Origin of the sequence: Kribbella shirazensis, assembly GCF_011761605.1 — a bacterium.
Taxonomy (GTDB): Bacteria; Actinomycetota; Actinomycetes; order Propionibacteriales; family Kribbellaceae; genus Kribbella; species Kribbella shirazensis.
On the sequence record NZ_JAASRO010000001.1, the window covers coordinates 1,190,836 to 1,217,576 of the forward strand.

Below are 26,741 nucleotides of genomic sequence, written 5' to 3' on the forward strand. Positions count from 1 at the left end.
CATGGATCCGAAGGCCGAGCTGTTGCGGGTTCTCCAGGCCGGTCGCGCGGTGATGCTCGCGAAGGTGGACGGTCTGGGGGAGTACGACGTACGGCGGCCACTGACGCCGACCGGGACGAATCTGCTCGGGTTGGTCAAGCATCTGGCTGGACTGGAGTACGGGTACCTCGGCGACGCGTTCGGGCGGCCGGCGGTCGAGCGGCCGTCGTGGTTCCGGGACGATCCGTACACCGAGATCGACCTGTGGGCGACGCCGGACGAGTCGCGTGAGTACATCGTCGGCGTCTACCGGCAGGCCTGCGCCCATGCGGACCGGACCGTCGACGAGCTCGAACTGGACAGCCCGGGGTATGTCGCGCACTGGGGCCGCGAGACCACACTGGGCGTTCTGCTGATCAGGATGGTTGCGGAAACCTCGCAGCACGCCGGCCACGCTGACATCCTGCGCGAACAACTCGACGGGCAGATCGGCAGCGAGTCAGCGACCGTCTCGGCGGACACGGACTTCTGGAACGCGAGGAAGGCCCAGGTGCAGGAGGCCGCCGACCACTTCCGGCTGTGACCTCACCGCTGGTCGCCATCGCCTCCGAGGACACCGCGGGACGCCCGGTCCGCCAGCTTGCTGATGTTGCGCTCGGCAACATCTTCGAGGCGGATCCCGAGCCTTGTGGACAACTCGGAGAGGTACCAGAGCACGTCGCCCAGCTCGAGGGTCAGCGCCTCGCGGTCCGCGTCGGTGATCACGCCCTGCCGGTCGCGGAAGATCTTCTTCACCTTGCCGGCGACCTCTCCCGCCTCGTTCACCAGGCCGAGGGTCGGGTACACGATCGGATGGTCGGTGGCGATCGGCGCCCCGGTCCGTGCCGCGGCCTCCTGATACGCGTGGAAGTCGAAGGCATCCTGGTCAGTCACGCCCGTAAGTCTGCAGCCGTGCAACACTCGACGTCCATGAGCGAACTCGTCACGGAAACCTTCGAGTACGACGGTGGGCGGCAGGTCGCGGTGTATGTTCCGGCGGCGCAGGCGGAAGCAGTCGTGTTCGCGGGGGACGGGCAGCTGATCTCGCAGTGGGGCGAGGACCTCGAGCAGGCCGACGTACCGCCCACGATGCTCGTCGGTGTGTACCGGACGGACGATCCGGACGAGATGGCGCGCATCGAGGAGTACTCGCCGTCGTTCAACGCGGAACGGTTCGCCGCCCACGAGAAGTTCTTCGTCGAGGACGTCCGCGACTGGGTCCGGTCCCGCTTCGGCGTCGCGCTGCCGGCCGAACGGACCGCGGTCTGCGGCGTCTCCGCGAGCGCGGAGCTCGCACTGGCGATGGGCGTGCGGCACCCCGACATCTACGGCTCGGTCTTCGCCGCCTCACCCGGCGGCGGCTACCGCCCGCCGGAGGTCCTGCCCAGCCCACTCCCGCGGACGTACCTCGTCGCCGGGACCGAAGAACCCTGGTTCCTCGAGAACGCCACCCGCTGGGCCGACGCCCTGACCAACGCCAACGCAGAAGTCGTCCTCATCGAACGCCCCGGCAACCACGGCGACCCCTTCTGGCAGACCGAGTTCGCCCTGATGGCCACCTGGGCCTTCACCCGCTGACACGCGCGCCACGGCTCTGCTGCAGAGCTGTCGGAGGCCTGTGACAGGCTGCGGGGATGGGTGGGACGCCACTCGAGCATGTGCGGGCGAACGTCGCCGACCTGGATGCTGCCGTCGAGTGGTACACGACGGTTCTCGGGTTCGAGGTGGAGGCGTACTGGCCGCCTGGCGCGCCGAACTACGCGCATTTCGTGACGCGTTCCGGTGCGACGTTCGCGGTCATGGAGGCTGAAGGCCGCGGCGGGCGGTTCAACTTCACCGTTGACGATCCGGACGCCCTGTGGGAGAAGGTCAAGGACGTCGCCGTGGTGGTCGAGCCGCTGTTCGACACGCCGTACGGGACCCGGAAGTTCACGATCGCCGATCCGGACGGCAACGAGCTCGGGTTCGTACGCAACAGCTGAAGCGCGGGGCGGGCGAGGTCCGACGTACAGAGGTCGCCCACCTGCGCGGGTTCTACTTCGTCTCGGTCGGGTGGTTGTGGCGCTCGGAGCCGGGGAAGCGGTGGACCTCCTGCGGCCAGTCGAGCGCGACCGCGAGGCGGCCGGCCCAGTAGCGCGCGGCCTCGTCGTCCGGTACGTCGACGACCGCGAAGCCGCCGAGGTGTTCCTTGCTCTCCACATACGGCCCGTCACTGAAGATCGGCTCACCGTCCTTCGCCTCGACACTGCAGATCGCGGTGGAGCCGTCGATCCCCCCGTTGCTGAAGACGAAGACCCCGGCAGCCTCCATCTCCGCGATCACCGCCCGCCCGGCGACGCTCTTGTCGCGCAACTGCTCGCCGGTGTGCTCAGGCACCCACTCGTCGTTGAACGTGATCAGATACTCCGCCACTGCCATCTCCTCTCAAGCAAGGCACCCCAAACAGGCCGCCCACACCACCACCACGAACGCCACCACCCAGATCCGACACCTTCCCCAGAAATTTCACCACGGCTGCGGCGGACTTCGGCGAGCGGACCTTGCGGAGGGTTGTCGGATCCGGCGGGCGGCGTTCGTAGCGTAGGTGGAGGCGGACAACGGATCCGCTCGAACTGAAGGAGCAGGCATGCCCGAGTACCTCATCTACTTCAACCAGCAGTGGGTAGGCGACCACCCCGAGGAGTGGTTCCACGGCCGCGGGCCGCGCGCGAGGGCGGTCACGGAGGAGATGAAGGCGGCCGGCGTGTACGTCTTCGCCGGCGGACTCGAGGAGGAGGACGGCCCGATCTACAACGCCGACCCCACCAGCGGCGAGGTACTGGTCACCGACGGTCCGTACGTCGAGAGCAAGGAGTTCCTGGGCGGTTTCGCCCTGGTCAGCGTCCCCGACGACGAGACCGCGAAGATGTGGGCAGCCAAGGTCGCCGAGGCCTGCGGCTGGCCCCACGAAGTACGCCGCTTCAAACCCCGCCACCAACCCGAGTAACCCGCCAACCGCGGAGGACGCCGAGCCGGTGAGCACGGTGGCGCCAGCCGAGAGTCGCGCTCTGACCTGCAGAAACGCGGTGGTGGAGACGAGGGGACTTGAACCCCTAACCCCTGCCTTGCAAAGGCAGTGCTCTGCCAGTTGAGCTACGCCCCCGTGGGGTGGTCAGTGGCCCGGGGTCACCGGGTCGGCGACCTCGGCCCAGAGGTCCTTCTCGGCGCGGGACTGCTGGGTCTTCTTGTAGACGAAGTATCCACCGACGCCGGCCAGCAGCACCAGCAGGAACTTTCTCAGCACCGGGACTCCTCGGATCGGACTTCACCTGAGTGGTGGTGGGCCTAACTGGACTTGAACCAGTGACCTCTGCCTTATCAGGGCAGCGCTCTAACCGTCTGAGCTATAGGCCCGCGTACCGCGGTGTCGAACCCGGGAGAGATTACCGCACCAAGTGCCCTACTCCCAAACCGGTTCCGGCCAGGCCCGCGGCAGGCCCGGCCGGAGCGTGAAATGCCGCGTCAGTCCTCCGATGCCAGCGTGACTTCGAGGCCGCCGAGCAGCGCGGCGGCGATGTTGTAGAGGAAGGATCCGAGGGTCGCGAGCGCGGTGATGATCAGCACGTCGGCGCAGGCGAGCAGGGTCGTGAAACCCATCACCTTGCCGGTGTTGATGTAGTTCTCCACCCGGAACGGCTCGCCGGTCGGCGTACCCAGCACCTCGCGGACGGTCGAGTTGATGTTCTCGAACACGCCGGCCGCGCCGATCGCCGACCAGACGATGAAGACCGCGACCCAGGTGACGATGCCGAACGCGATCGCCAGCAGGAACGCCGTCTTCATCACCGACCACGGGTCGATGCGGGACATCCGCAGCCGCGCCTTCCGCGTCTGCGGCCGGCCCGATGCCTTCGTCTCCTTCTCGGCGTGCCGCTCCGGCTTCGCCGAGACCCGCTCGGCCTTCTCCGGCTTGGCCGTCTTCACTGCGGCAGCCTTGTCCATCACGGCCTGACGCGCCGCGCTCATCCGGTCACCCAACGACTCGGTCTTCGCCTGCGGCTCGCCGTACGTCGCCCCGACCGGAGCGGACGGGGACGGGGCGCCGGGCGAGGACCACGGCTCCGGGCGGCCCGGCGTACTCGGGGAGGGCTGACGCGCCGGAGTGGGGCCGGCACCCGGCGTACCCGGTCTCGCCGGCGGACGGTACTCGGCGGACGGCCGCTGGCCGTTCGGCGTACCTGTCCTTTGCTGGCCGTTGGCGCCGGGGACGCCGTTGGAACGACCGTTGGAGGCCGGGTTGCCCGGGGCAGCGGACGGCGTCCCACCCGGCGAAGTGCGCTGGGAGTTGGAGCTGTCGGCCGCACCCTCAGGCCAGGTCGGCCTCGCGCGGTTGGTCATCAGTCACCCTCCTGGCCGGCTTCGTCGTCTTCGACGGTAGCCGCGCCGTCGACGTCCGTCGAACGCTGGTCATCATTCTGGACGCTCTCAGAGGTGGATTCGGTTGTCGATCCGTCCACATTCTGAGCACCTTCTGCGACAGTACCCGCCTCGGACGCCTCCGATTCATCCTCGGCAGCCAGAACGGTCAGATCGGTGTTCCGCGCGATCGCGACCACCGCGTCGGACTCGCCGACGCCGGCGAACCGCACGCCCATCGTGTCGCGGCCCTTCACCGGGACGCTGTCGACCCGGCTGCGGACGACCTGGCCGCTGGCCTTGATCGCCAGTACCTGGTCCTCGTCGACGACGATGATCGCGCCGACCAGCGAGCCGCGCTCGTCGTTCAGCTTGACCGCCTTGATGCCGAGACCGCCGCGACCCTGCTGGCGGTACTCCGACACGCGCGACCGCTTGGCATACCCGGCGTCGGTCACGGTGAACACGAACTGCGTGTCCTCGTCCGCACCGGCCCGGATCACCGACATCGACAGCAACTCGTCGCCGGAGCGGAACTTCATCCCGGTGACACCCGAGGTGGCCCGGCCCATCGGACGCAACTGCTCGTCGTTCGCGGTGAAGCGGATCGACTGGCCCTTGCGGGACACCAGCAGCAGGTCGTCCTCGGCGGTGGCCAGATCGGCGCCGATCAGCTCGTCGTCCTCCTCGCGGAAGTTGACCGCGATGATGCCGCTCTGCCGGGCCGAGTCGTAGTCCCGCAGCGCCGTCTTCTTGACCAGGCCCCGCTTGGTCGCGAGCACCAGGTAGTCGGCCTGGTCGTAGTCCCGCAGCGTCAGGACCTGCGCGATCTCCTCGTCCGGCTGGAACGAGAGCAGGCCGGCCACGTGCGAGCCCTTCGCGTCCCGGGCGGACTCGGGCAGCTGCCACACCTTGGCCCGGTACACCCGGCCCTTGGTGGTGAAGAACAGCATCCAGTGGTGGTTCGTGGTGGCGAAGAAGTGGCTGATCTCGTCCTCGGCCCGCAACTGCGCGCCCCGGACGCCCTTGCCGCCCCGGTTCTGCGTCCGGTACAGGTCGGTCTTGGTCCGCTTCGCGTACCCGCCGCGGGTGATCGTGACGACCACGTCCTCGTCCGGCACCAGGTCCTGCACCGACAGGTCGCCGTCGGCCGCGATGATCTCGGTACGGCGCTCGTCGCCGTACTTGTCGACGATCTCGGCGAGCTCGTCCTTGACGATCCCGCGCTGCCGCACCGGGTTCGCCAGGATGTCCTCGAGGTCGGCGATGATCGTCTCGAGCTCCTGCAACCGCTCGATGATCTTCTGCCGCTCCAGAGCTGCCAGCCGGCGCAGCTGCATGTCCAGGATCGCCTGCGCCTGGATCTCGTCGATGTCGAGCAGCTGCATCAACCCGGTCCGCGCGTCGTCCACGTCGGGGCTGCGCCGGATCAGCGCGATCACCTCGTCGAGGGCGTCCAGCGCCTTCACGTACCCGCGGTAGATGTGCGCGTTCTTCTCCGCCTCACGCAGGCGGAAGCGGGTCCGCCGCTGGATGACCTCGATCTGGTGGTCGATCCAGTGGCTGATGAACAGGTCCACCGACAGCGTGCGCGGTACGCCGTCGACGAGCGCCAGCATGTTGCACCCGAAGGTGTCCTGCAGCGGGGTGTGCTTGTAGAGGTTGTTCAGGACGACGCGCGGCTGGGCGTCCCGCTTCAGCACGATGACGAGCCGCTGACCGGTCCGGGACGAGCTGTCGTCGCGGATGTCGGCGATGCCGCTCATCTTGCCGGTGTTCACCAGCTCGGCGATCTTCAGCGCCAGGTTGTCCGGGTTGACCATGTAGGGCAGCTCGGTGATCACCAGGCTGGTCCGGCCCTTGGCGTCTTCCTCGATGTCGACCACCGCGCGCATCGTGACCGAGCCGCGACCGGTGCGGTAGGCGTCGTCGATGCCCTTGTACCCGACGATCAGCGCGCCGTTCGGGAAGTCCGGACCCTTGATGTGCTGCAGGCAGGCGTCCAGCAGCTCCTCCCGGGTCGCCTCCGGGTTCTCCAGCGCCCAGTTCACCGCGCCGGCGACCTCGCGCAGGTTGTGCGGCGGGATGTTCGTCGCCATGCCGACCGCGATACCGGACGAGCCGTTCACGAGCAGGTTCGGGAAGCGGGCCGGCAGGATCACCGGCTCCTGCGACTTGCCGTCGTAGTTCGGCCGGAAGTCGACCGTCTCCTGGTCGATGTCGCGGACCATCTCCATCGCCAGCGGCGCCATCCGGCACTCGGTGTACCGCATCGCGGCCGCCGGGTCGTTACCGGGCGAACCGAAGTTGCCCTGGCCCTGGATCAGCGGCGCCCGCATCACCCACGGCTGCGCGAGCCGGACCAGGGTGTCGTAGATCGCCGAGTCACCGTGCGGGTGGTACTGACCCATGACGTCACCGACGACGCGGGAGCACTTGTTGAAACCACGGTCCGGCCGGTAGCCGCCGTCGTACATCGCGTAGAGGATCCGGCGGTGCACCGGCTTCAGGCCGTCGCGGACCTCGGGCAGCGCGCGGCCGACGATGACCGCCATCGCGTAGTCGAGGTACGACTGCTGCATCTCGGTCTGCAGGTCGAGCGGCTCGATCCGGTCGTGGCCCGGCGAGGTGGGGGTCTCGGTCATGAAAAAGTCGTCCCGTTCAAATCAGTACGTCGGTGTGTGGCGAGATCAGATGTCGAGGAAGCGGACGTCCTTGGCGTTGCGCTGGATGAAACTGCGCCGCGCCTCGATGTCGTCGCCCATCAGCGTCTGGAACGTCTCGTCGGCGCGGATCGCGTCGTCGAGGGTGATCTGCAGCAGGACCCGGTTGGCAGGGTCCATCGTGGTGTCCCACAGCTCGTTCGCGTTCATCTCGCCCAGACCCTTGTAGCGCTGGATCGGGTTCTCCTTGGGGAGCTTCTTGCCGGCCTCGGCGCCGGCCTCGAGCAGCCCGTCGCGCTCGCGGTCGGTGTAGGCCAGCTCGTGCGGCTGGTTGCTCCAGCGGATCTTGTACAGCGGCGGCTGGGCGGCGTACACGTGCCCACGCTCGATCAGCGGCCGCATGAAGCGGAACAGCAGGGTCAGCAGCAGGGTCCGGATGTGCTGGCCGTCGACGTCGGCGTCGGCCATGATCACGATCTTGTGGTACCGGAGCTTGTCCTCGTCGAAGTCCTCGTGGATGCCGGTACCGAGCGCGGAGATGATCGCCTGGACCTCGTTGTTCTGCAGGACCTTGTCGATCCGGGCCTTCTCGACGTTCAGGATCTTGCCCCGGATCGGCAGGATGGCCTGGAACTTCGGGTCCCGGCCGCCCTTCGCGGAGCCGCCCGCCGAGTCACCCTCGACGATGTAGACCTCGCACTCCTCCGGGTTGGTCGACTGGCAGTCGGCCAGCTTGCCGGGCAGGCCGCCGCCACCGAGCAGGCCCTTGCGGTTGCGGGCCAGGTCGCGGGCCTTGCGGGCCGCGATCCGGGCGCTCGCCGCGGCGCTCGCCTTGCGGACGATCTCGCGGCCCTCGGCCGGGTTCTGCTCGAACCAGGCGCCGAGCCTGTCGTTCACCACCCGCTGGACGAAACCCTTGACCTCGGTGTTGCCGAGCTTGGTCTTGGTCTGGCCCTCGAACTGCGGCTCGCCGAGCTTGACCGAGATGATCGCGGTCAGGCCCTCCCGGATGTCGTCACCGGTGAGCCGGTCCTCCTTCTTCTTGATCATCCCCTGGTCCTCGCCGAACGAGTTGACCAGTGAGGTCAGCGCGGCCCGGAAGCCTTCCTCGTGGGTGCCGCCCTCGTGGGTGTTGATCGCGTTCGCGAAGGTGTGCACGGACTCCTGGAACGAGCCGCTCCACTGCAGCGCGACCTCGAGGCTCATGCTGCCCTCGCCGTTCGCCGCGGCCTCGAACGAGATGACGTCGCGGTGCACGGTCTCGCGGATGCCGGTCAGGTACTTCACGTAGTCGACCAGGCCGTCGTCGTACTTGAACGACTGCTCGAGCGGCTTGCCGTCCTCGTCGAGGTGGTCCGGGCGCTCGTCGCGGATGACGAGCTCGAGCCCCTTGTTCAGGAACGCGTACTCGCGGAAGCGGGTGGCCAGCGTCTCGTACGAGTACGTCGTGGTCTCGAAGACGTCCGGGCTCGCCCAGAAGGTGATCGTGGTGCCGTGGCCCTCGGCCGGGCCGACCTCGGCCAGGTCCTCGTCCGGGACGCCGATCGTGAACGACTGCGTGTACTCCTTGCCGTTCTGCTTGACGTCGACCCGGAGCCGGCTGGACAGCGCGTTCACCACCGAGACGCCGACGCCGTGCAGACCGCCGGACACCTTGTACCCGCCGCCGCCGAACTTGCCGCCGGCGTGCAGGACGGTCAGTACGACGGTGACGGCCGGCTTGCCCTCGGACTCGACGATGCCGACCGGGATGCCCCGGCCGTTGTCCTCGACCCGGATGCCGCCGTCGGCGAGCATGGTCACGACGATCCGGTCGCAGTACCCGGCCATCGCCTCGTCCACCGCGTTGTCGACCACCTCGGTGACGAGGTGGTGCAGACCGCGCTCACCGGTCGACCCGATGTACATACCGGGGCGCTTCCGGACCGCGTCCAGCCCCTCCAGGACCTGGATCGCGCTCGCGTCGTACTCCCGCTCCACGAGCGTCGAGGGGACCTCGACGAGATCGGGTTCGGCGGTATCGCTGGGGCCGATGGGGTCGGCGGACTGGTTGGCGTCGATCTCGATCGGCTCGTCGGTCACCGGTGGTTGTCCTCCTCGGACCCCGCGTTCGCGAGGCATCGCGGCACAGTAGAGCCGCCCTCCACGGTGATGGCAGAGGCGCGGCTCGCTCTACACCGTTCATTCTACCCGTCGACCGAAGCAGAACCGGCCACCATCCGCCCGAAATTGTGGACAGGGCGTCTTTTCGCCCTCCTCACCATGTCCCCTCTCGCGGGTGGGGGGCCGAAAAGCGCTCACGGGCATTCAGTGGCCTCCGGCTGTTTCGCCGCTGACTGCTCCGGCGGTCACCGGTCCAGACCGGTCCGCCCTTCGGAGCGCCGCGGGCGACGGGTGCCCGGCGCGGACCCGCCGCCCCTTAGGATCACAGCCGTGGAAAGTCTCGACGAGGTCATCGACGCGATGATCGCCGACCGGGTGATTCACCGGCATCGGCGCATCTGGCTGATCCTGATCGCCCTCGTCGTAGTGGCGGCCCTGGTCATCCTCGCCACCGGTGGCTGGAAGGAGAAGAAGGGACGCACGGTCCCGACTGTCGACGCCCCGACGACGGTCACGGCCGGCCGGTTCGAGTACAGCTTCACCAAGGCGGAGATCGTCCGGAAGCCGAAGACGGACTACAGCAAGGCCGAGACCGAGCTGAAGGTGTACTTCGACGTGAAGAACATCGACGAAGAGGAACGGAAAAGTGAGTCTGTGGGCAACGAGCTCCTCAGGCTCGTTCCCGGCGGCGGTCAGGACCTGATCAAGTCCAACGGCAGCACCTGTCACGGCGACAAGACGAGCTGGCAGCTCGTCTACGGATTGCCACCGGAGAGTTGCAGCACCAAGTTCGAGGTCGAACCTGACTTCGCTGCCGATGTGGTCGAGATCGGTGTCTTCCAGGAACACTACGAGGGCGACTTCGGCACCCTCGGTGCGAACGAAGACCCGTACTGGCACAACGAGGACCCGGCAGCGGTGGTCCGGCTCAAGCCGACGGTGGTTGTCGACGACGGGAAGAGCAAATGAAGCTGTACCGCCCCTCGACCGTGCTGATCGGCCTGCTCTTCGTCCTCCTAGGCGGGCTGACCAGGTTGGCCGCGCCCGAGAACGTCTACGACGAGCAGAACCTCAAGGTCGTGCACGGCACGATCGGCGAGGCGCTCTCGTACGCCGGCAGCGGCTCGACGGTCAAGGTGACCCGAGTTACGTTCGCCCAGGCGGTGCTCGACAGAACTGAGAGCGACGACGAGAAGCCACTCGATACCAACGGTGTGTACGTCGCGGTCGAGTGGGACACGGTCCGCGGTGCGAAGAAGCCCGACACCTTCTACCCGACCCTGATCACGGACGGCGGCAGCGCCTACCAGGAGCTCAACGGCCTGAGCAACAGCAGGCTCGATTTCCCGGACGCCGGCTTCGCCCGCACCGGGACGGTCGTGTTCGAGGTCAACCCGGCCGATCTGAAGGGTCTGACGCTGAGACTCCGCCCGAGCATGCTGTTCAACGTGTACAACACCGAGGTCCAGGTCGACCTGGGGATCCCGACCGAGGAGATCGCCCAGCAGATGGTCGACGGCGCCGATCCGCAGTACGTCGCCGATCGCGCCGTCACCCGGGTGGCGTCGTGAAGCGCGGGAGCCGGGTGAGCCGGCTGATCGTTCAGGTCTCGGTGATGGTGGCCCTGCTGGCCGTCGGGATGTTCGTCATGCTCCAGCCGTACCTGAGCGACGAGGAGCGGCTCTACGAGGAGGACCGGATCGACGAGGTCGTCAGCCGGGGCCCCGTGACGCTCCAGAGCATCGAGTGGAAGCTCGACTCGTTGAAGGTCCACACCGCGCTGGTCGACGAGGACGGCAAGGAGATCACGGTGGATGCGCCGGCCGGATCCGTCATCGTCGTGGCCGAGTTCACGGTCACCCCGCGGAAGGGTCTGCTCCTCAAGGAGCGCGGGTTCAGCTGCGAGGCGAAGCTGGTCGACAGCAAGGGCAACATCTGGGATGACCAGATGGTGAGCGGCTACCCGCTGCCGACGTACTGCGGCGACAGCGACCACCCACGCACCATGGACGAGCCGGGCAAGGTCGCCCAGGTCTACATCGTGCCGAAGAGCACAGTCCCGAACCTCACCGGCGTCACCGTCGAGGACTTCTACATCCACCGACGGGTGCTGCTCACCCCCTGATCGGGGGACGGACTCGTTCAGACGGTCACGGGAGCCGGCTGCTCGGAAGCCTGCTGTGCCTTGGCGTCCTCGGTTGCGGCAGCCTCGGCGCGACGCTCGCTACTGACCGAGATACACAAGTCGAACGCGGCCGCCAGCAGCGCGATCCGCAGCGGCTCGAAGATCAGCCGTCCGATCAGGCTCGCGATCTCGTGGTTCATCAGACCCCAGTACTGCCCGTGGACACCGAGCAGCCGCTGGATGACGACGAAGGCCCAGTCGTTGCCCAGGAACCAGAAGGTGTACACCAGGCAGACCACGCCGAGGAACACCGGTCCGACCCGGACCAGCAGGCGGAACGCGTTGAGCGCCGGATAGAACTTCTCCCGCAGGCCGCCCAGCACCAGATCCGGCGCTTTGTAGGTCAACCCCGCCAGTCGGCCACGCTGCGGTGCCTCCTGCACGGTCTGCCCACCGAGGCGACGCTCGAGGCGCGTACCGCGGAAAACTCCACCGCCGGAGAGCACGCGGTGACCGAAGACCACCGTGGTGATCGCGAGCCAGGTCAGCGGCTCGGCGACGCCCAGCTTGAACAGCGGCCAGAGCGACTCCCAGAAGAAGCCCCAGAGAAACTCGATACCGGCCGGGATCGGGATGTTGATCTTCTCGAAGAAGTCCTTGAAGCCGTCCCACCAGTCCAGTGACCAGTACCAGAAGCTCCGGTCCTTGAACCATTCCTTGCCCTCGCGGATCGCGAACGGCGTGATCACCACGGTGAGCAGCACGAAGAAGGACTCTGCCCAGACCTGAGCGAATTTCACCGGCCGGCTGGGCCAGCGGTCGTCGACTGCCTGGAAGACCCGGCGCAGCACCAGCAGGATGATGAGCGCAGGTAGGTAGTTGTGCCAACTGTGGATTCCGACCTTGAAGAATCCGGAGCCCGGCTGAAGTCCGTTCTGCACGAGGAACGTCGCGCTCAACTGGCTGACCTGCTGGTCGAAGAACCCCCAGGCCGACCAGACCGCGACCAACGGCAGCAGCGTGACGGCCAGCAGCTCCAACATCCCGCGTTGCGTCGGGTCAGCAGTCTCCTCTGCATCGTCGCTCGCCGCGTCCCGCCAGCGATACAGCGACATCGCGCAGGTCCGGATCATCCCGACGGTCGCGGTGATCTGCAGCAGTACGCCGACCGCGAACAGGCCGGTGCCAAGACTCGAGTGGCTGTGCCGGGCCAGCCAGATCGCGCCCTGCGAGCACACCGTGAAACCCACGAAGCCCGCCAGCCACCAGGTGGTCATGGGCAGCAGGTTCTTCCACCAGAGCCGGAACGTATCCCCGATCAGGTGGACCATCTCGCGAAAGCCGTCAACTAGCGCACGCATCGCGCCCGATCCTAGGGGAGGGCCGGGTCCTCCCAGCAATCCAGGCGGTTATCCGTAGGTGTCGCGGGGGCCGCGGCCGCCGCGGATGGTGCGGGGGCCCTTGCGCCAGCTCGGGGTGTGGGGGCCCTGGACGTTGACGACGGTGACGGTGCCTTCGCCGAGTTCGGCGTTCAGGCGGCGGACCAGGTCGGGGGCGAGCAGCTTGAGTTGGGTGGCCCACGCGGTGGACGACGTACGGACGGTCAGGACCGTGTCGTCGTACGACTCCGGCTTGCAGTGTTCGGCCATCTCGGGGCCGACGATGGACGGCCAGCGGGCCATCACGCCGTGGACGGCGACGTCGACCTCCCAGCCCTGGTCGCGCATCAGGCGGCCGAGCGTGTTGGTCAGGCGTTGCGGGTCGCGGTCGTCGGGCCGGGCGCTGCTGATCTGGGCGCCGTCGATGCGCGGCCGGCGGCGGCGCTTGACCGGCTTGAAGCCGCCCTTCGCCGCCTGCTGCTTGAGCCGTCCCGCCAGCGACTTCGCCAGCTCCAGGCCCTGCTTGTCGTGCTCGACCTCGCTCGCTGCGCCGCTCTCGGGGTCGCTCTCAGAGGAATCCGGGGGTTCAGGCACGCTGAACGACCCCTTCACCCACCTCGAACCGTGCCCCGCTGAGCTCAGCAGGCACGTCAGCACCGACCGCCGCGGTCACCAGCACCTGCTCCGCCGGCGCGACCAGCTCGGCCAGCCGGTCCCGGCGCTGCGTATCCAGCTCGGCGAACACGTCGTCGAGGATCAGCACCGGCTCGCCGCCGTCCGCGCGGAGCAGTTCGTACGACGCCAGTCGCAACGCGAGCGCGAACGACCAGGACTCGCCGTGGCTCGCGTACCCCTTCGCGGGCAGGTCCCCGAGCCCGAGTACGACGTCGTCGCGGTGCGGACCCACCAACGACACCCCGCGCTCGAGCTCGTCCTGGCGCTTGTCCCGCACCGCGGCGAGCAGCACCTCCTCGAGCTGCTCCCGCGACACCACGCCCGGCTCCAGCAAGACCGACGACTTGTACTCCAGCCGCGCATCCCCCTTGCCCCGGGCAACGGCGTCGTACGCGCTGGAGACCAGCGGACGCAGCGACTCCAGCAGCTCCAGGCGGGTCGCCAGGAGCTCCGCGCCCGTCCGCGCGAGATGCGAGTCCCAGACCTCCAGCGTGCGCAGCTGTCCTTCGGCCGCACCCGACCGGTTCTGCCGGCGCGCCTGGGAAGCGCTCCGCAACAACGAGTTCCGCTGCTTCAGCACCCGGTCGTAGTCCTGCCGTACGCCGGCCATCCGCGGCGCCCGCAGCGTCAGCAGCTCGTCCAGGAACCGCCGGCGTTCGGACGGATCGCCCTTCACCAGCGCCAGGTCCTCCGGCGCGAACAGCACGGTCCGCAGCAGACCGAGCACTTCCCGTGGCCGTGGTACCGGCGACCGGTTGATTCGGGCCCGATTTGCCTTCCCAGGATTGATTTCCAGCTCGACGACCACGTCGCGGTCGTACTGGCTGCGGATCTCGGTCCGCACGATCGCCCGGGTGGCGCCGGCCCGCACCAGCGGTGCGTCGTTCGCCACCCGGTGCGAACCGAGCGTCGCGGTGTAGTGGATCGCCTCGACCAGGTTGGTCTTGCCGTGGCCGTTCGGCCCGATGAAGGCCGTCACACCCGGAGCGAGCCGGACCTCCGCCTCCCGGTACGAGCGGAAGTCGATCAGGCCAAGGGCGGTGACGTACACCTCAGTGCTTGGTCGGAGGTGTGGCGTAGGAGGGATCCGCCGACTCGGCGCCCTTCACCGCGTGGCCGCCGAACTGGTTGCGCATCGCCGCGATCGCCTTCATCGCCGGCGAGTCCTCCTGCCGGGACGCGAACCGCGCGAACAGGGCGGCCGCGATGGCCGGCACCGGTACGGCGTTGTCGATCGCGGCCTCGACGGTCCACCGGCCCTCACCGGAGTCCTCGGCGTACCCGCGGATCTTGTCCAGGTGGGTGTCTTCTTTGAGCGCGTTCACCATCAGGTCGAGCAGCCAGGACCGGATCACGGTGCCCTCGCGCCACGACTCGAAGGCCTCCGGCACGTTCTCCACGATGTCCGCGGTCTCGAGCAGCTCGTACCCCTCGGCGTACGCCTGCATGATGCCGTACTCGATGCCGTTGTGGACCATCTTCGAGAAGTGCCCGGCGCCGACCTTGCCGGCGTGCACGAAGCCGAACTCGCCCTCGGGCTTCAGCGCCTCGAAGATCGGCATCACGACGTCGACGGTCTCCTTGTCGCCGCCGCACATCAGGGCGTAGCCGTTCTCCAGACCCCACACGCCGCCGGACACACCGCAGTCGACGAAGCGGATGTCCTTCTCGGCGAGCTGGGCGGCGCGGCGGGTGTCGTCGGTCCAGCGGCTGTTGCCGCCGTCGATGACGATGTCGCCGGGGGAGAGCAGCTCGGCCAACTCGGTGACGACCGGGTCGATGGCCTGCACCGGGACCATCATCCAGACAACCTTCGGCTGACCAGTCGCGGTCAGCTTGCCGACCATGTCGGCGAGGTCCTTGGCGTCGGAGATGTCCTGGTTGTGGTCGAACCCGACAACGGTGTGGCCGGCGTTGCGGATCCGCTGGCGCATGTTGCCGCCCATCTTGCCGAGACCGACAAGGCCGAGCTCCATCGTGAATCCCCTTGTTCTGTTGGCTTTCAGCTGTTCAGGCGGACCGGCATGAGCACGTACCGGAACTCACTGATCGGTTCGCCGTCGAAGTCCGTGACACCGGTCAGTTCGGCCGGCTTCGTCGCTTGGGTGAAGGCCAGGTGCGCGACCGGCGTACCGATCGCGTTCAGGCCGTCGAGCAGGTACGTCGGGTTGAAGCCGACCGTCACCGGGTCACCGGTGACCCGGGCCTCGAGCGACTCGGACGCCTGCGCCTCGTCACCGCTGCCGGCGTCGAGCGTCACGCTGTCGTCTTCGAAGGTCAGCCGGACCGGGGCGTTGCGCTCCGCCACCAGGGCGACGCGCTTCACCGCCTCGACCAGCGTCGCGGTGTCGATCCGCACGCGGGTGGCGATCGACGCGTCGGTCGGGATGATGCCCCGGACCTTCGGGAACTCGCCGTCCAGCAACCGGGTGGTGGCGCGCCGGTTGCCGCCGGACACCTCGCCCTCGAAGCCGACGATGCCGTCACCGGTCCCGGGAGCGGCCAGCGAGACGATCACGTCGGAGCCGGTCATCGCCTTCGCGGTCTCGGACAGCACCCGTGCCGGCACCAGCGCGGCGGCGGACGCGTCGGGGGACTGCGGGTTCCACTCCAGCTCACGGATCGCCAGCCGGTAGCGGTCGGTGGCCAGCAGGGAGATCGTGGAGCCCTCGATCTCGACCCGCACACCGGTCAGCACCGGCAGCGTGTCCTCGCGACCGGCCGCGGTCACCACCTGGGAGACGGCCTGGGCGAAGACGTCGGCCTTGACCGTCCCGCTGGCGGCCGGCAGCTCGGGCAGAGCCGGATATTCCTCTGTGGGAAGCGTCTGGAGCGTGAACCGCGAACTGCCGCACGTGACCTGTGCCTTGGCGCCGTCCACGGCGAAGTCGACCGGCTGGTTCGGAAGACTCTTGGAGATGTCGGCAACGAGCCGGCCGGAGATCAGGCATTTACCCGCGTCGGCCACCTGCGCGGGCACCGTGACCCGCACCGAGGTCTCGTAGTCGAAGCCGGACAGGGTGATCTGCCCGTCCTCGGCCTCGACCAGAAGGCCGGCAAGGATCGGGACGCTGGGACGACTGGGCAAACTGCGCGCGGCCCAGGCCACCGACTCGGCCAGTACGTCGCGCTCGACGCGAAACTTCACCGCTGGGTGCCTCCTGTTTCGGCTGTGTGCCAGGCAGATCCTGCCACGGACAAGTGTGCTGTGCGCCCATCGGGCCTGACGTGGCGCTTCGGGCGGGTCGCGTCGGCGTCGTTGCGATCGTGCTGCGAGCGCGTGCTCGCGGTGTTCCGGGACCAGCCTGACAGGTCCCGCAAGCCGGCGCGAGATCGGGGTTTTCCCCAGATCGGGCCGCACGATCGATTTGTGGCCTTCGAGACCTCTATAGATTCCATAGTGTTCTTCGCACCGGTGGATACTGTGGAAAAGCGGCGACTTCGCAGGTCAGACCACGAATTGCCCTGTGGGTGGCGTGTGGACGGCGCTCGCTTCGTCTGCGGACGGCCGTGGACGAGGAAATCTGTCCCCACAGGGCGTCCACACCCCAGACGGACCTTTCCACGGCGATACCCACAGTTTTCCACAGCTGTGTCCCCAGCCTGTGTGGTTATTGCTGCTTGGCTTGGTGCTTGATCCGGTTGGTCAGTTCGGTGACCTGATTGAAGACGCTGCGCCGCTCGGACATCAGCTGCCGGATCTTCCGCTCGGCGTGCATCACCGTCGTGTGGTCGCGGCCGCCGAACTGCTGACCGATCTTCGGCAGCGAGAGATCCGTCAGCTCGCGGCACAGGTACATGGCGATCTGACGAGCCGTCACGAGCACGCGGCTCCGGCTCGACCCGCAGAGGTCGTCGATCGACAGACCGAAGTACGACGCGGTCTGGCCCATGATCATGCTGGCGGTCACCTCGGGTTTGCTGCCCTCGGGGATGAGGTCCTTCAGGACGATCTCGGCGAGGCTCAGGTCGACCGGCTGCCGGTTCAGGCTGGCGAACGCGGTGACCCGGATCAGGGCGCCCTCGAGCTCCCGGATGTTGGTCTGCACCTTCGATGCGATGAACTCCAGCACCTCCGGCGGCGCGGTCAGCCGCTCGGTCGCGGCCTTCTTCCGCAGGATCGCGATCCGGGTCTCGAGGTCGGGCGGCTGGATGTCGGTGATCAGGCCCCACTCGAACCGGTTCCGCAGCCGGTCCTCCAACGCCTCCAGGCGTTTCGGCGCGCGGTCGGAGCTGATCACGATCTGCTTGTTCGCGTTGTGCAGCGTGTTGAAGGTGTGGAAGAACTCTTCCTGGGTCTGGATCTTGCCTTCCAGGAACTGGATGTCGTCGATCAGCAGGACGTCGACATCGCGGTACCGGCGCTGGAACTGGGACGCCTTGTCGTCGCGGATCGCGTTGATGAAGTCGTTGGTGAACTCTTCGCTGGAGACGTACCGCACCCGCGCGCCGGTGTAGAGACTGCGGACGTAGTGCCCGATCGCGTGCAGCAGGTGGGTCTTGCCCAGACCGGAGTCGCCGTAGATCAGCTGCGGGTTGTACGCCTTGCCCGGCGCCTCGGCGACCGCGACGGCGGCCGCGTGCGCGAACCGGTTCGAGCTGCCGATGACGAAGGTCTCGAAGGTGTACTTCGGGTTGAGCCGAGCTTCACCCTGCGCTTCCGTGGCCGGTTGGGACGAACCGTTCGGCGGCGGGGCGACCGAACCGAGGGGCTGACCGAACGAGGACTGCGGCTGTTGCTGCTCGTAGTGCTGCGGTGCCTGGTCCTGGCGCGGCTGGTTGAACTGCCTGTTGTCGGGGTCGGTCAGCGCGGACTGGATGGTCGGCTGGTACGCCCCTTCAGTGCGGAGGGGCTCGCGCACGGGCGGCGGCTGCTGGACGTGCTGCTGGTGCTGGTGCTGCTGGTGCTGCGGCTGCTGATGCTGCGTCTGGTGGTGTTGCTGCCCCGGCTGCTGCGGTTGCTGCTGCACCGGCTGCTGCGCGTACGGCTGCTGGTGTTGCTGGTGCTGTTGCTGCGGCGGGGGGTGTTGCTGGGTTTGCTGTTGGGCTTGCTGGTGTTGTTGTGCCGCCTGCTGCTCGCGGAGTTCCGGGTCGAGCGACGGGTCGACGGTGACCGCGATCCGGATGTCACGGCCGAAGCTCTCCGTCAGGATGCGCTCGAGGTCGGGACGGAGCCGGGTCTCCAGCTGACCACGGGTGAAGTCGTCGGGGACCGCGACGATCGCGGTGCTCTCGTGCAGCGTGACAGGGCGGGAGTTGGTGAGCCAGGCCCGCTGGTTCGGCGGGAGACCGGCCAGCACGCGGCTCCAGCCCTCACCGAGATCGGTCACCGCAGGAGCCACCTCCGTGACCCGCGGCTGCTGTACCTGCTGCGGCACGTTGTGCTGAGCAACCGACTGCTGCTGCCCAGGCTGAGGCACGTGCTGCTGCTGGGCTGCTTGCTGCTGGGCTGGTTGCTGCTGGGCTGGTTGCTGCGGAGCCTGTTGCTGCTGGTGGGCCTGCTGCTGGTGAGCTGTCTGGTACTCGGCCTGCTGGTGTGCAGTCTGCTGGTGCTCGGCCTGCTGATGAGCAGCCTGCTGGGGAGCGGCCTGTTGCGGTGCAGGCTGCTGCTGCACTTGCTGTTGCGCGGCCTGCTCTTGCGCGGCCTGCTGGTGAGGGGGCTGGTGCTCGGCCAACTGGTGTACAGGCTGCTGGTGCTCGGCCTGCTGGTGCTCGGCCTGCTGGTGTGCAGGCTGCTGGTGCTCGGGCAGCTGGTGCTCGGGCTGCTGCTGTGCGTTGTGCTGCTGAGATGCGTGCTGGTCGGATGCGTGCTGGTGGGGCGCGGCCTGTTCGGGCGCGTGCTGCTGCACCTGCTGCTGCACCTGGTGTTGCGGTGCTTCCTGCGGGGCCTGTTGGTCTGGGGCCGACTCTTGCGGTGCCGACTGCTGCTGGTGCTGCTGCGGCGCCGGCTGCTGGTGCGGCGGCTCCTGGTGGGCCTGCTGGTGCGGCGCGGGCTGGGTAGCCGGCTGCGCCTGCTGATGGGAGGGCTGCTGAGAGGCCTGTTGCTCGTGCGGCTGCTCTTCGGGCAGGTGCTGCTCCGGCAGCGGGAGCTGGTCTGGCAGCGGGAGCTGGTCCGGAGCTGGTACCTCGGCCTTCGGTCGCTCTACCTGCGCCTGCTCGGCGGGCATCTGCTCGGCGGGCGCCTGCTCGGCCGGCACCCGCTCTGCGGGTACCTGCTCCGAGGACTCCTGCGAAGCTGCGGGTTGCTGGGCGGACCTGTCGTCCGGTGACCACTGGTTGATGGCTGCGTCGTTCACACGTGCCTCGCCCTCGTTCGGTACCGAGCCAGCTCCGTCGGCGCTGCCAGTACCCCATTCCGCCGTACCCCAGGCGTTGCCCGCACCGGGAGAGCGGTAGTTGCCGACAGCCGGGGCCGCACCGAAGTACGACGTCCCCGCTGTGGGCATGGGTGGACCGGCCGGGAGATCGGTGGCTGCACGCTCGAGCTCCGAGCGGTAGCCATAGGCCGGCGGCGGCGCAGGTCGGTACCCGGCCACCGGCGGCTCAGGCATCGGGATCGGAAGCGACGGGCTCAGATAGTCACCCGGATCCATCCGCGGAGCCGGAACGGCCTCCGCGCGGGACTCGGCTGGGGAATCGGAGCGGGACTCGGCGCGAGACACCGTCTCGGTCCGGGGCTGCGGCTCCGGAGCGGGTGGGACCTCGGTCCGGAAGTTCGCTTCGGGTTCTGGACGGACGGTGGGTGGCTCGGGTCGCAGGTCCTGTCTGCCGTCGGCCGGGTGCTCCGTCCGGTACTCGGCTGCCGTGAATTCCACCGGTGTGAATTCCGCACTGGCGGAATGGTCCTCGACCACGCGTTGCTCCCCGAATCCATCGCTGCGGTGGCCGGCGCCTTCCGGGTGACCGGGGCGGCGCGACCGTTCGACCCGACACCGTGCTGCCACTGTCCACACGGTTGTCCACAGTTGTGAACGACCGCCGGAGCAGGTTGGTTACCGATCGCGGGGTGTGGGACCTCTGGTGTGAGGGAGTGACGCTAACAAGTCCGTGTGGCCACCTTCAAGCCGTCATCCACAGGCTATGAACAGCAAATTGGGGGCAACCTCCGGCGTGTCGGGTAGACGCCGGAGCGTAGTCATGGTTCGCGATCGCTCTGAGTTGCCAGTCGGTCCGGACAGTGACGAGGGCGGCGCTTTGCGGTTGCCCACTACCCTGTCCACAAGCCTGTGGAAAACTCTGGGGATACCTGGTTTGACCTGTCCACAAGCAGGCACGTACCGTGGATCGGTCGGTGTTGAGCCGGCCGTTTCGTGCTGCGCTCCCTGCGGGACCTCTCCTCTGGTTCTCCGACGGTGTGCAGGACTGCACCAACGGGCAGATCCAATCAGTGGATTTGTCGACAAATTCTGTGATCTCGAGTAACCGGAGTCATTCCAGTGAGCAAGCGGACGTTCCAGCCGAACAACCGTCGTCGGCACAAGAAGCACGGCTTCCGTCTTCGGATGCGCACCCGTGCGGGCCGCGCGATCATCGCCGCCCGCCGTGGCAAGGGTCGCCAGCGCCTCGCGGCCTGAGCGACCTCTCCTTCGGTGACCACCTCGTGTTGCCCGCGTCGAACCGGTTACGCCGGTCCGACGACTTCCGCCGCGCCGTCCGGTCCGGACGGCGCGCGGCGCGGCGCGCGGTGGTCCTTCACGTGCTGGCGGAGGACGGCCAGGCCGGCCCGCCGCTGGTCGGGTTCGTTGTGAACAAGGCGGTGGGCAACGCGGTTCTGCGGAACCGGGTCCACCGCCGTCTGCGTGCTGTCCTGGCGACCCGCCTCGCGGACCTGCCGGCCGGCAGCCTGACCGTCGTCCGTGCCCTTCCGTCGTCCGCCTCAGCGTCGTACGACGACTTGGTCACGGACGTCGACGGCGCTCTCCGCAAGCTGCTGAAGTCATGATGCGGTTCAATCCCGTGCGGAGCGGGATCATCGGTTTCCTGAAGCTGTACCGCCTGCTGATCAGCCCGATGTACGGGCAGGTGTGCAGGTTCTACCCGAGTTGTTCGGCGTACGCCCTGGAGGCGGTCGAGCGTCACGGTGCGGTGCGCGGTAGCTGGCTGGCGATGAGGCGACTCATCCGCTGCCACCCGTGGAACCCCGGAGGCTACGACCCCGTTCCACCCAAAGATGTCGACCAGCGCGGAGAGTCTCTCTCCGCCAACCAGCCCGGATCGTCAGCCGACGCCGGGCCTGTGCAGCGAGGTGTGTGAGTGACTCTTCTGGCCATCCCCGGGCTCGCGGTGTGGGACGGAATCGTAGACCTTTTCAACACGGTCATGACGCCCCTGTACTGGGCCGTGTCCGCACTGCTGGTCGGCTGGCACTGGCTTCTCGGCCAGGTGCTCGACCCGAACGGCGGCTGGGCCTGGGCGCTGTCGATCGCCGGCCTGACCATCGTCATCCGGACCCTGCTGATCCCGCTCTTCGTGCGGCAGATCCGCTCCAGCCGGAACATGCAGCTGCTGCAGCCCAAGATGAAGGAGCTGCAGAAGAAGTACGGCCATGACCGGGAGAAGCTCGGTCAGGAAATGATGAAGCTGTACAAGGAGACCGGGACCAACCCGTTCTCCTCGTGCCTTCCGCTGCTGCTTCAGTCGCCGGTCTTCCTGGCCCTGTTCCGGGTGCTTGACGGCGCGTCCAAGGGCGAGGCGCACAGCAGTGTCATCGCGCCGCACGTCGAGTCGCTGCGGCACGCCAAGATCTTCGGTGCGGAGATCTCGCAGACCTTCCTGAAGGCGAACGGCGACGGCGCCACGAACGTCAAGATCGTCGCGGTCGTGCTGATCATCCTGATGACGGCGACGATGTTCATCACGCAGCTTCAGCTGATGCGCAAGAACATGCCGAAGGAGGCCCTCGAGGGCCAGGCGGCGCAGATGCAGAAGATCATGCTGTACGTCTTCCCGATCTTCTTCCTCATCGGTGGCTTCAACTTCCCGATCGGTGTCCTCATCTACTGGTTCGTCTCGAACGTGTGGACCATGGGCCAGCAGTTCTACGTGATCCGCCGCAACCCCGCTCCGGGTACGCCGGCGTACGACGCGATGCAGGCCCGCAAGCGCGAGCACAACCTGCGCCACGGCCGTCCCGCCGACGACAACGTCCCGGGCACCGGGGACGCCGACACGGAGACCACCACGACCGACCGGCGCCCGGCGCAGCGGCAGCAGCCCAAGCGGCAGTCGCGCAGCAACCGGAAGACCGGCGGTGGCCCGGCGGCGGGTGGTTCGACGGCGTCGAGCAACGGACAGACGTCCTCGGCGGCTCCGCAGGACGAGGCGCCGAAGCAGGATGCGCCGAAGCAGGATGCGCCCAAGAAGACTCAGGCCGGTGCTGCCAAGAAGCAGCCGGCCGGCAAGAAGGGTACGTCGGCCAAGCGCCAGCCCGCGGCGAAGTCGGCCGCGCAGAAGAAGGCGGCGCAGAAGCGGTCCGGCGGTTCGCGCTGACCCTGCGCACGCCGCAATCCCCTTGTGCTGATGACAGCCGGCGCCTGATAACGACGGGGTCCCCGTGGGGCGGATCTCGACACTGTGAGCAATCGTAAGGAGTGGCCGTGACCGACGGCATGCAGAACATCGACACGGCGGAGCAGTCCGCCGGCCCGAAGAAGTCCGCGGAGGACCGCCTGAAGGCCCTCGAGGCGGAGAGCGACATCGCGGCCGACTACCTCGAGGAACTGCTCGACATCGCCGACCTGGACGGCGACATCGACATGGACATCGACGGTGACCGCGCCGCGGTTTCGATCGTCGGCGCCGAGCTGAACAACCTGGTCGGCGAGAACGGCAAGGTGCTGGAGGCGCTCCAGGAGCTGACCCGGCTGGCCGTGTACCGCGAGACCGGCGAGCGGTCCCGGCTGATGCTCGACGTGTCGAACTACCGGGCGAACCGGAAGGCCGAGCTCGAAGAGGTCGGTCGCAAGGCGGTCGAGGAGGCGAAGGCCTCCGGTACGCCGGTCCGCCTGGACCCGATGACGCCGTTCGAGCGGAAGGTCGTCCACGACGTCGTCGCGGCCGCCGGCCTGACGTCGGAGTCCGAGGGCGAGGAGCCCCGCCGCCGCGTGGTGGTCCAGCCATGACGATGCTCCGATGACCGATTCTGTTTCACGTGAAACACCGCCGCTCGTGGAGAAGCTGTTTCCACGGGCGGCGGTCCCGCTTTCGGCGTACGCCGAGTTGCTCGCGACCCAGGGAACACTGCGCGGACTGATCGGGCCGCGGGAGGTTCCGCGACTGTGGGATCGGCACCTGTTGAACTGTGCCGTCGTCGAGCGACTGATCCCTGAAGGGTCATCGGTCGCGGACGTCGGCACGGGGGCAGGCCTGCCGGGAATCGTGCTGGCGATCGTGCGCCCGGACCTCCAGGTCGATCTCATCGAGCCGCTGCTCCGACGGACCACGTTCCTCCAGGAGGCTGTCGACGAGCTCGGCCTCGATAATGCGACCGTCGTACGGGCGCGGGCCGAGGATCTTCCGCCGGCGTCGTACGACGTGGTGACGTCCCGAGCTGTCGCGCCCTTGGGCAAGCTCGCCCGATGGTGCCTGCCACTCTGTGTCGAAGGCGGGCTGATGCTCGCGATGAAGGGGTCGTCCGCAGAGGAGGAACTGGACGCCTCAGAACGCGAATTGATGAAGCTTGGCGCAGAGGTTTGCCACATTCACCAACTCGGCGGCGATGAACTGGCCCACCCCACGACTGTGGTGAGTATTGTGGCCGGACGTGCTGCAGGGGGATCCCGGCACGCCAGACACGGGAGGTGAGCGGGTTGGTGAGTCGTGCCCTCGGATGGCCCGAGAAGAGCACCGGTGAGCCGAGGACGTCACAGGGCATCGGCTGGCCGACCGAACCGGAGTCCGCCGTTCGCGTGGTGACTCAGGAGCCGACTCCCGATCCTGTCCCTGCCCCGGCGCCGCCGGTGCGCACCGAGCCCCCGATCGACACCTCGGGCCTGCGAGCGGCCGCGGCGTCCGGTCTCGACGCGCCAACCGCCGATGATTCCGGCTTCGTTTCACGTGAAACGCCGCAGATGCGGGATGATGTTCCGGGGCCCGATTCGGCGTCACTGGTGGACGCCGACGAGGACCTCCAGGAATCTCCACCGCCTGTGGATGACCACCGCATGAAACTGCCCCTGCACACGGGAATTCGTCCACAGAAGCCTGTGGACGAAGCTGGGGGTAGACCCGCCCCGACCCCTACAGACATCCTCTTCGGGCCAAGTCCCGCACCTATTGGAATGGGCGCTATGACTGCCGCACAGATCGCCGCGCGGGCCACGTCGGACGAGCTTCAGCGACGACTCCTCGAGACTCCGATCGCCGCCGCGACCGAACGGACCTTGCTGGTGAATGAAGGACGCACTATGGGCCGCGAGTTCCCGCTGCCCGCCCAGACCCGAGTGTTCGTCGTCGCCAACCAGAAGGGCGGGGTCGGCAAGACCACCACGACGGTGAACGTCGCCGCCGGCCTGGCGCTCTACGGCGCGAAGATCCTGGTCATCGACCTCGACCCCCAGGGCAATGCGTCCACGGCCCTCGGGATCGAGCACGCCGAAGGTACGCCGGGCGTGTACGAGGCGATCATCGAGGGCGAGCCGCTCGGCAAGCTGATCCAGCCGTGCGCCGAGCACCCCGGGATCCAGGTGATCCCGGCGACCATCGACCTGGCCGGTGCCGAGATCGAGCTCGTCAGCCTGGTGGCTCGCGAGAGCCGGCTGAAGACCGTGCTCGAGGCATACCTGGCCGAGACGGAGGCCGCGGGGGAGAAGTACGACTACGTCTTCATCGACTGCCCGCCGTCGCTCGGCCTGCTGACCGTGAACGCACTGACGGCCGCCCGTGAGGTGCTGGTGCCGATCCAGAGTGAGTACTACGCCCTCGAGGGTCTCTCGCAGCTGCTCCGCCACATCGACATGGTGAAGTCGCACCTGAACCCAGGGCTCGACGTTTCGACGATCCTGCTGACGATGTACGACGCCCGCACGAAGCTGGCCGGCGAGGTCGCGGCCGAGGTACGCGGCCACTTCAAGGACGCCGTACTGCGGACCGCCGTGCCGCGATCGGTGCGCATCTCGGAGGCTCCGAGCCACGGGCAGACCGTGCTCGCGTACGACCCGGCATCGGCCGGTGCACTGTCGTACCTGGAGGCGTCCCGCGAGATCGCGATGCGGAACAACGCCTGACGCGGTTGATCGGTGTGGCACCGTTTCACGTGAAACGGGCCACGGAAGCCGTCCGCGAAGGACGGTCTCCGCTCGGCGTTGTGGTAGGTCAGCAGTAGCCCAGCAGGATGTCGAACTCGAGGGAGCGCGATGAACACCCGACTCGGACGCGGACTTGGTGCGCTGATCCCCAGCTCGCCGGCTCCTGGCACCACGACCCTCGGCAGCAAGTCGAGCTCGATCCCGGGCGCACCCCCGGCGATCAAGCCGGCCGAGGCGCAGAACTCGGAGCCGGAGCTGGCCGCGGTACCGGGCGCCTCGTTCGCCGAGATCGAGGTCGACAAGATCACGCCGAATCCGAAGCAGCCTCGGACGGTCTTCGACGAGGAGGCGATGGAGGAGCTCGTCCACTCGGTCAAGGAGATCGGGCTTCTGCAGCCGATCGTCGTCCGCAAGCTCGACGGCGACCAGTACGAGCTCGTGATGGGTGAGCGTCGCTGGCGAGCGACGCAGGCGGCAGGGCTGGCGACGATCCCGGCGATCGTGCGGGACACCTCGGACGACGCGATGCTGCGGGACGCACTGCTGGAGAACCTGCACCGCAGCCAGCTCAACCCGCTGGAAGAGGCCGCGGCGTACCAGCAGATGCTCGACGACTTCGGGTGCACACAGGAGGTCCTGGCGACGCGAATCGGACGGTCGCGGCCGCAGATCTCCAACACACTGCGCCTGCTGAAGCTGCCGGCGTCTGTGCAGCGACGGGTCGCGGCGGGAGTGCTGTCCGCCGGTCATGCGCGGGCGCTCCTCGGTCTGCCGAGCGGAGACGCGATCGAGCGACTCGCCCAGCGCATCGTGGCCGAGGGGATGTCGGTGCGGACGGTCGAAGAGATCGTCGCGCTCGGCGACATGAACGGCGACGACACGCCCGCTCCTCGCCGCCGCAACAAGCCTGTCGCGCCCCGGCTGGTCGACCTCGCGGACCGGCTCTCCGACCGCTTCGAGACCCGCGTCAAGGTCGACCTCGGCAAGACGAAGGGCAAGATCACCGTCGAGTTCGCCTCGCTGGACGACCTGGAACGCATCGTCACCCTGATGGACCCCAACAAGTCCACTGAGTCCTGACGTCGGCCCTCCTGCCGCCGACACGCGGCAGGACACCGGCTGAGCCACCTGATAGCCC

Annotated in this window: 27 protein-coding genes, 2 tRNA genes and 1 pseudogene; 16 read left to right on the forward strand and 14 right to left on the reverse strand. The window is 67.9% G+C overall.

Annotation, left to right across the window (positions count from 1 at the left end):
- Window position 1 precedes the first annotated feature (1 nt).
- Window positions 2-562 carry a DinB family protein gene (locus BJY22_RS05770; protein ID WP_167204135.1) on the forward strand — a complete coding sequence of 187 codons (561 nt, stop codon included), beginning with the start codon at window positions 2-4 and terminating at the stop codon, window positions 560-562.
- Window positions 563-564: 2 nt separating this feature from the next.
- Here the strand turns inward: BJY22_RS05770 and BJY22_RS05775 are convergent, their stop codons facing one another.
- Window positions 565-912, reverse strand: coding sequence for a MazG nucleotide pyrophosphohydrolase domain-containing protein (locus tag BJY22_RS05775; protein ID WP_167204137.1), 348 nt, complete (start codon window positions 910-912; stop codon window positions 565-567).
- Window positions 913-948: 36 nt separating this feature from the next.
- Between BJY22_RS05775 and BJY22_RS05780 the strand changes: the two genes are divergently transcribed.
- The gene (locus tag BJY22_RS05780; protein ID WP_167204139.1) at window positions 949-1,596 is read left to right on the forward strand and encodes an alpha/beta hydrolase; all 648 of its coding nucleotides are present in this window, start codon (window positions 949-951) and stop codon (window positions 1,594-1,596) included.
- 56 nt (window positions 1,597-1,652) lie between these two features.
- A complete protein-coding gene (locus BJY22_RS05785) occupies window positions 1,653-2,000 on the forward strand; it encodes a VOC family protein (RefSeq protein WP_167204141.1) in 348 nt (115 codons plus the stop codon).
- Window positions 2,001-2,052: 52 nt separating this feature from the next.
- Here the strand turns inward: BJY22_RS05785 and BJY22_RS05790 are convergent, their stop codons facing one another.
- The gene (locus tag BJY22_RS05790) at window positions 2,053-2,430 is read right to left on the reverse strand and encodes a YciI family protein (protein WP_167204143.1); all 378 of its coding nucleotides are present in this window, start codon (window positions 2,428-2,430) and stop codon (window positions 2,053-2,055) included.
- 214 nt (window positions 2,431-2,644) lie between these two features.
- On the opposite strand from BJY22_RS05790, the gene BJY22_RS05795 reads away from it, so the two are divergent.
- Entirely contained in the window at window positions 2,645-3,004 is a 360-nt protein-coding gene (locus BJY22_RS05795) for a YciI family protein (protein WP_167204145.1), read from the forward strand.
- Window positions 3,005-3,084: 80 nt separating this feature from the next.
- Here BJY22_RS05795 and BJY22_RS05800 read toward each other — a convergent pair.
- From BJY22_RS05800 to gyrB, 6 genes are all read right to left on the reverse strand, one after another.
- Window positions 3,085-3,160, reverse strand: a tRNA-Ala gene (locus BJY22_RS05800).
- A 9-nt stretch (window positions 3,161-3,169) separates the two neighbouring features.
- A complete protein-coding gene (locus tag BJY22_RS41440; RefSeq protein WP_209696738.1) occupies window positions 3,170-3,301 on the reverse strand; it encodes a DLW-39 family protein in 132 nt (43 codons plus the stop codon).
- A 33-nt stretch (window positions 3,302-3,334) separates the two neighbouring features.
- Window positions 3,335-3,411: transfer RNA gene (locus BJY22_RS05805), tRNA-Ile, on the reverse strand.
- Window positions 3,412-3,519: 108 nt separating this feature from the next.
- Window positions 3,520-4,395: a DUF3566 domain-containing protein gene (locus BJY22_RS05810; RefSeq protein WP_167204147.1), complete on the reverse strand. Its 876-nt coding sequence runs from the start codon at window positions 4,393-4,395 to the stop codon at window positions 3,520-3,522.
- Entirely contained in the window at window positions 4,395-7,058 is a 2,664-nt protein-coding gene (gene gyrA, locus BJY22_RS05815) for a DNA gyrase subunit A (RefSeq protein ID WP_167204149.1), read from the reverse strand. The genes BJY22_RS05810 and gyrA overlap by 1 nt, the downstream gene beginning before the upstream one ends.
- 45 nt (window positions 7,059-7,103) lie before the next feature.
- Entirely contained in the window at window positions 7,104-9,197 is a 2,094-nt protein-coding gene (gyrB, locus tag BJY22_RS05820; RefSeq protein ID WP_167204151.1) for a DNA topoisomerase (ATP-hydrolyzing) subunit B, read from the reverse strand.
- A 312-nt stretch (window positions 9,198-9,509) separates the two neighbouring features.
- Between gyrB and BJY22_RS05825 the strand changes: the two genes are divergently transcribed.
- From BJY22_RS05825 to BJY22_RS05835, 3 genes are read left to right on the forward strand one after another with little or no spacing between them, the layout of a single operon-like run.
- Window positions 9,510-10,148, forward strand: coding sequence for a hypothetical protein (locus BJY22_RS05825; RefSeq protein ID WP_167204153.1), 639 nt, complete (start codon window positions 9,510-9,512; stop codon window positions 10,146-10,148).
- Window positions 10,145-10,750, forward strand: a complete 606-nt coding sequence (locus BJY22_RS05830) for a hypothetical protein (protein ID WP_167204154.1) — start codon at window positions 10,145-10,147, stop codon at window positions 10,748-10,750. Before BJY22_RS05825 ends, BJY22_RS05830 begins: the two co-directional genes overlap by 4 nt.
- On the forward strand, window positions 10,747-11,304 hold the full coding sequence (locus BJY22_RS05835; RefSeq protein ID WP_167204157.1) for a hypothetical protein: 558 nt from the start codon (window positions 10,747-10,749) through the stop codon (window positions 11,302-11,304). Before BJY22_RS05830 ends, BJY22_RS05835 begins: the two co-directional genes overlap by 4 nt.
- A gap of 17 nt (window positions 11,305-11,321) precedes the next feature.
- Here BJY22_RS05835 and BJY22_RS05840 read toward each other — a convergent pair whose 3' ends face one another.
- The 6 genes from BJY22_RS05840 to dnaA form a co-directional block, all read right to left on the reverse strand.
- On the reverse strand, window positions 11,322-12,665 hold the full coding sequence (locus BJY22_RS05840; protein ID WP_167204159.1) for a hypothetical protein: 1,344 nt from the start codon (window positions 12,663-12,665) through the stop codon (window positions 11,322-11,324).
- A gap of 48 nt (window positions 12,666-12,713) precedes the next feature.
- A complete protein-coding gene (locus tag BJY22_RS05845) occupies window positions 12,714-13,277 on the reverse strand; it encodes a DciA family protein (RefSeq protein WP_167204161.1) in 564 nt (187 codons plus the stop codon).
- On the reverse strand, window positions 13,270-14,409 hold the full coding sequence (gene recF / locus BJY22_RS05850) for a DNA replication/repair protein RecF (protein WP_167204163.1): 1,140 nt from the start codon (window positions 14,407-14,409) through the stop codon (window positions 13,270-13,272). Before recF ends, BJY22_RS05845 begins: the two co-directional genes overlap by 8 nt.
- 1 nt (window position 14,410) lies before the next feature.
- Complete coding sequence (gnd, locus tag BJY22_RS05855) at window positions 14,411-15,334, reverse strand: phosphogluconate dehydrogenase (NAD(+)-dependent, decarboxylating) (protein WP_167204165.1); 924 nt, start codon at window positions 15,332-15,334, stop codon at window positions 14,411-14,413.
- A 26-nt stretch (window positions 15,335-15,360) separates the two neighbouring features.
- Complete coding sequence (gene dnaN, locus BJY22_RS05860; RefSeq protein ID WP_167204167.1) at window positions 15,361-16,506, reverse strand: DNA polymerase III subunit beta; 1,146 nt, start codon at window positions 16,504-16,506, stop codon at window positions 15,361-15,363.
- Window positions 16,507-16,969: 463 nt separating this feature from the next.
- A complete protein-coding gene (dnaA, locus tag BJY22_RS05865; RefSeq protein ID WP_337758257.1) occupies window positions 16,970-18,778 on the reverse strand; it encodes a chromosomal replication initiator protein DnaA in 1,809 nt (602 codons plus the stop codon).
- Between dnaA and BJY22_RS05870 the strand changes: the two genes are divergently transcribed.
- The 9 genes and pseudogenes from BJY22_RS05870 (at window position 18,779) to BJY22_RS05910 (ending at window position 26,683) form a co-directional block, all read left to right on the forward strand.
- Complete coding sequence (locus BJY22_RS05870) at window positions 18,779-19,627, forward strand: hypothetical protein (protein WP_167204169.1); 849 nt, start codon at window positions 18,779-18,781, stop codon at window positions 19,625-19,627.
- Window positions 19,628-20,794: 1,167 nt separating this feature from the next.
- Window positions 20,795-20,932, forward strand: coding sequence for a 50S ribosomal protein L34 (gene rpmH, locus BJY22_RS05875; protein WP_130386492.1), 138 nt, complete (start codon window positions 20,795-20,797; stop codon window positions 20,930-20,932).
- Window positions 20,933-20,958: 26 nt separating this feature from the next.
- Window positions 20,959-21,300, forward strand: a complete 342-nt coding sequence (rnpA, locus tag BJY22_RS05880; protein ID WP_167204171.1) for a ribonuclease P protein component — start codon at window positions 20,959-20,961, stop codon at window positions 21,298-21,300.
- The gene (yidD, locus tag BJY22_RS05885) at window positions 21,300-21,611 is read left to right on the forward strand and encodes a membrane protein insertion efficiency factor YidD (RefSeq protein WP_167217919.1); all 312 of its coding nucleotides are present in this window, start codon (window positions 21,300-21,302) and stop codon (window positions 21,609-21,611) included. Before rnpA ends, yidD begins: the two co-directional genes overlap by 1 nt.
- A 66-nt stretch (window positions 21,612-21,677) precedes the next feature.
- A pseudogene (yidC, locus tag BJY22_RS05890) lies at window positions 21,678-22,601 on the forward strand (membrane protein insertase YidC); the annotation flags it as partial.
- 353 nt (window positions 22,602-22,954) lie between these two features.
- Window positions 22,955-23,479 (forward strand): Jag family protein, encoded by a 525-nt coding sequence (locus BJY22_RS05895; protein ID WP_475418526.1) that lies wholly within the window; start codon window positions 22,955-22,957, stop codon window positions 23,477-23,479.
- A 10-nt stretch (window positions 23,480-23,489) separates the two neighbouring features.
- Window positions 23,490-24,161, forward strand: coding sequence for a 16S rRNA (guanine(527)-N(7))-methyltransferase RsmG (rsmG, locus tag BJY22_RS05900; RefSeq protein WP_167204175.1), 672 nt, complete (start codon window positions 23,490-23,492; stop codon window positions 24,159-24,161).
- Window positions 24,162-24,646: 485 nt separating this feature from the next.
- Entirely contained in the window at window positions 24,647-25,582 is a 936-nt protein-coding gene (locus tag BJY22_RS05905; protein WP_167204177.1) for a ParA family protein, read from the forward strand.
- Between the two features lie 129 nt (window positions 25,583-25,711).
- Window positions 25,712-26,683, forward strand: coding sequence for a ParB/RepB/Spo0J family partition protein (locus BJY22_RS05910; RefSeq protein ID WP_167204179.1), 972 nt, complete (start codon window positions 25,712-25,714; stop codon window positions 26,681-26,683).
- The last annotated feature ends 58 nt before the right edge of the window (window positions 26,684-26,741 follow it).

Coding starts and splice junctions, on each gene's coding strand:
- BJY22_RS05770 (WP_167204135.1), top strand. CDS start 2: ATGGATCCGAAGGCCGAGCTGTTGCGGGTTCTCCAGGCCGGTCGCGCG.
- BJY22_RS05780 (WP_167204139.1), top strand. CDS start 949: ATGAGCGAACTCGTCACGGAAACCTTCGAGTACGACGGTGGGCGGCAG.
- BJY22_RS05785 (WP_167204141.1), top strand. CDS start 1,653: ATGGGTGGGACGCCACTCGAGCATGTGCGGGCGAACGTCGCCGACCTG.
- BJY22_RS05795 (WP_167204145.1), top strand. CDS start 2,645: ATGCCCGAGTACCTCATCTACTTCAACCAGCAGTGGGTAGGCGACCAC.
- BJY22_RS05810 (WP_167204147.1), bottom strand. CDS start 4,395: ATGACCAACCGCGCGAGGCCGACCTGGCCTGAGGGTGCGGCCGACAGC.
- gyrA (WP_167204149.1), bottom strand. CDS start 7,058: ATGACCGAGACCCCCACCTCGCCGGGCCACGACCGGATCGAGCCGCTC.
- gyrB (WP_167204151.1), bottom strand. CDS start 9,197: ATGCCTCGCGAACGCGGGGTCCGAGGAGGACAACCACCGGTGACCGAC.
- BJY22_RS05830 (WP_167204154.1), top strand. CDS start 10,145: ATGAAGCTGTACCGCCCCTCGACCGTGCTGATCGGCCTGCTCTTCGTC.
- BJY22_RS05840 (WP_167204159.1), bottom strand. CDS start 12,665: ATGCGTGCGCTAGTTGACGGCTTTCGCGAGATGGTCCACCTGATCGGG.
- gnd (WP_167204165.1), bottom strand. CDS start 15,334: ATGGAGCTCGGCCTTGTCGGTCTCGGCAAGATGGGCGGCAACATGCGC.
- yidD (WP_167217919.1), top strand. CDS start 21,300: ATGCGGTTCAATCCCGTGCGGAGCGGGATCATCGGTTTCCTGAAGCTG.
- rsmG (WP_167204175.1), top strand. CDS start 23,490: ATGACCGATTCTGTTTCACGTGAAACACCGCCGCTCGTGGAGAAGCTG.
- BJY22_RS05905 (WP_167204177.1), top strand. CDS start 24,647: ATGACTGCCGCACAGATCGCCGCGCGGGCCACGTCGGACGAGCTTCAG.
- BJY22_RS05910 (WP_167204179.1), top strand. CDS start 25,712: ATGAACACCCGACTCGGACGCGGACTTGGTGCGCTGATCCCCAGCTCG.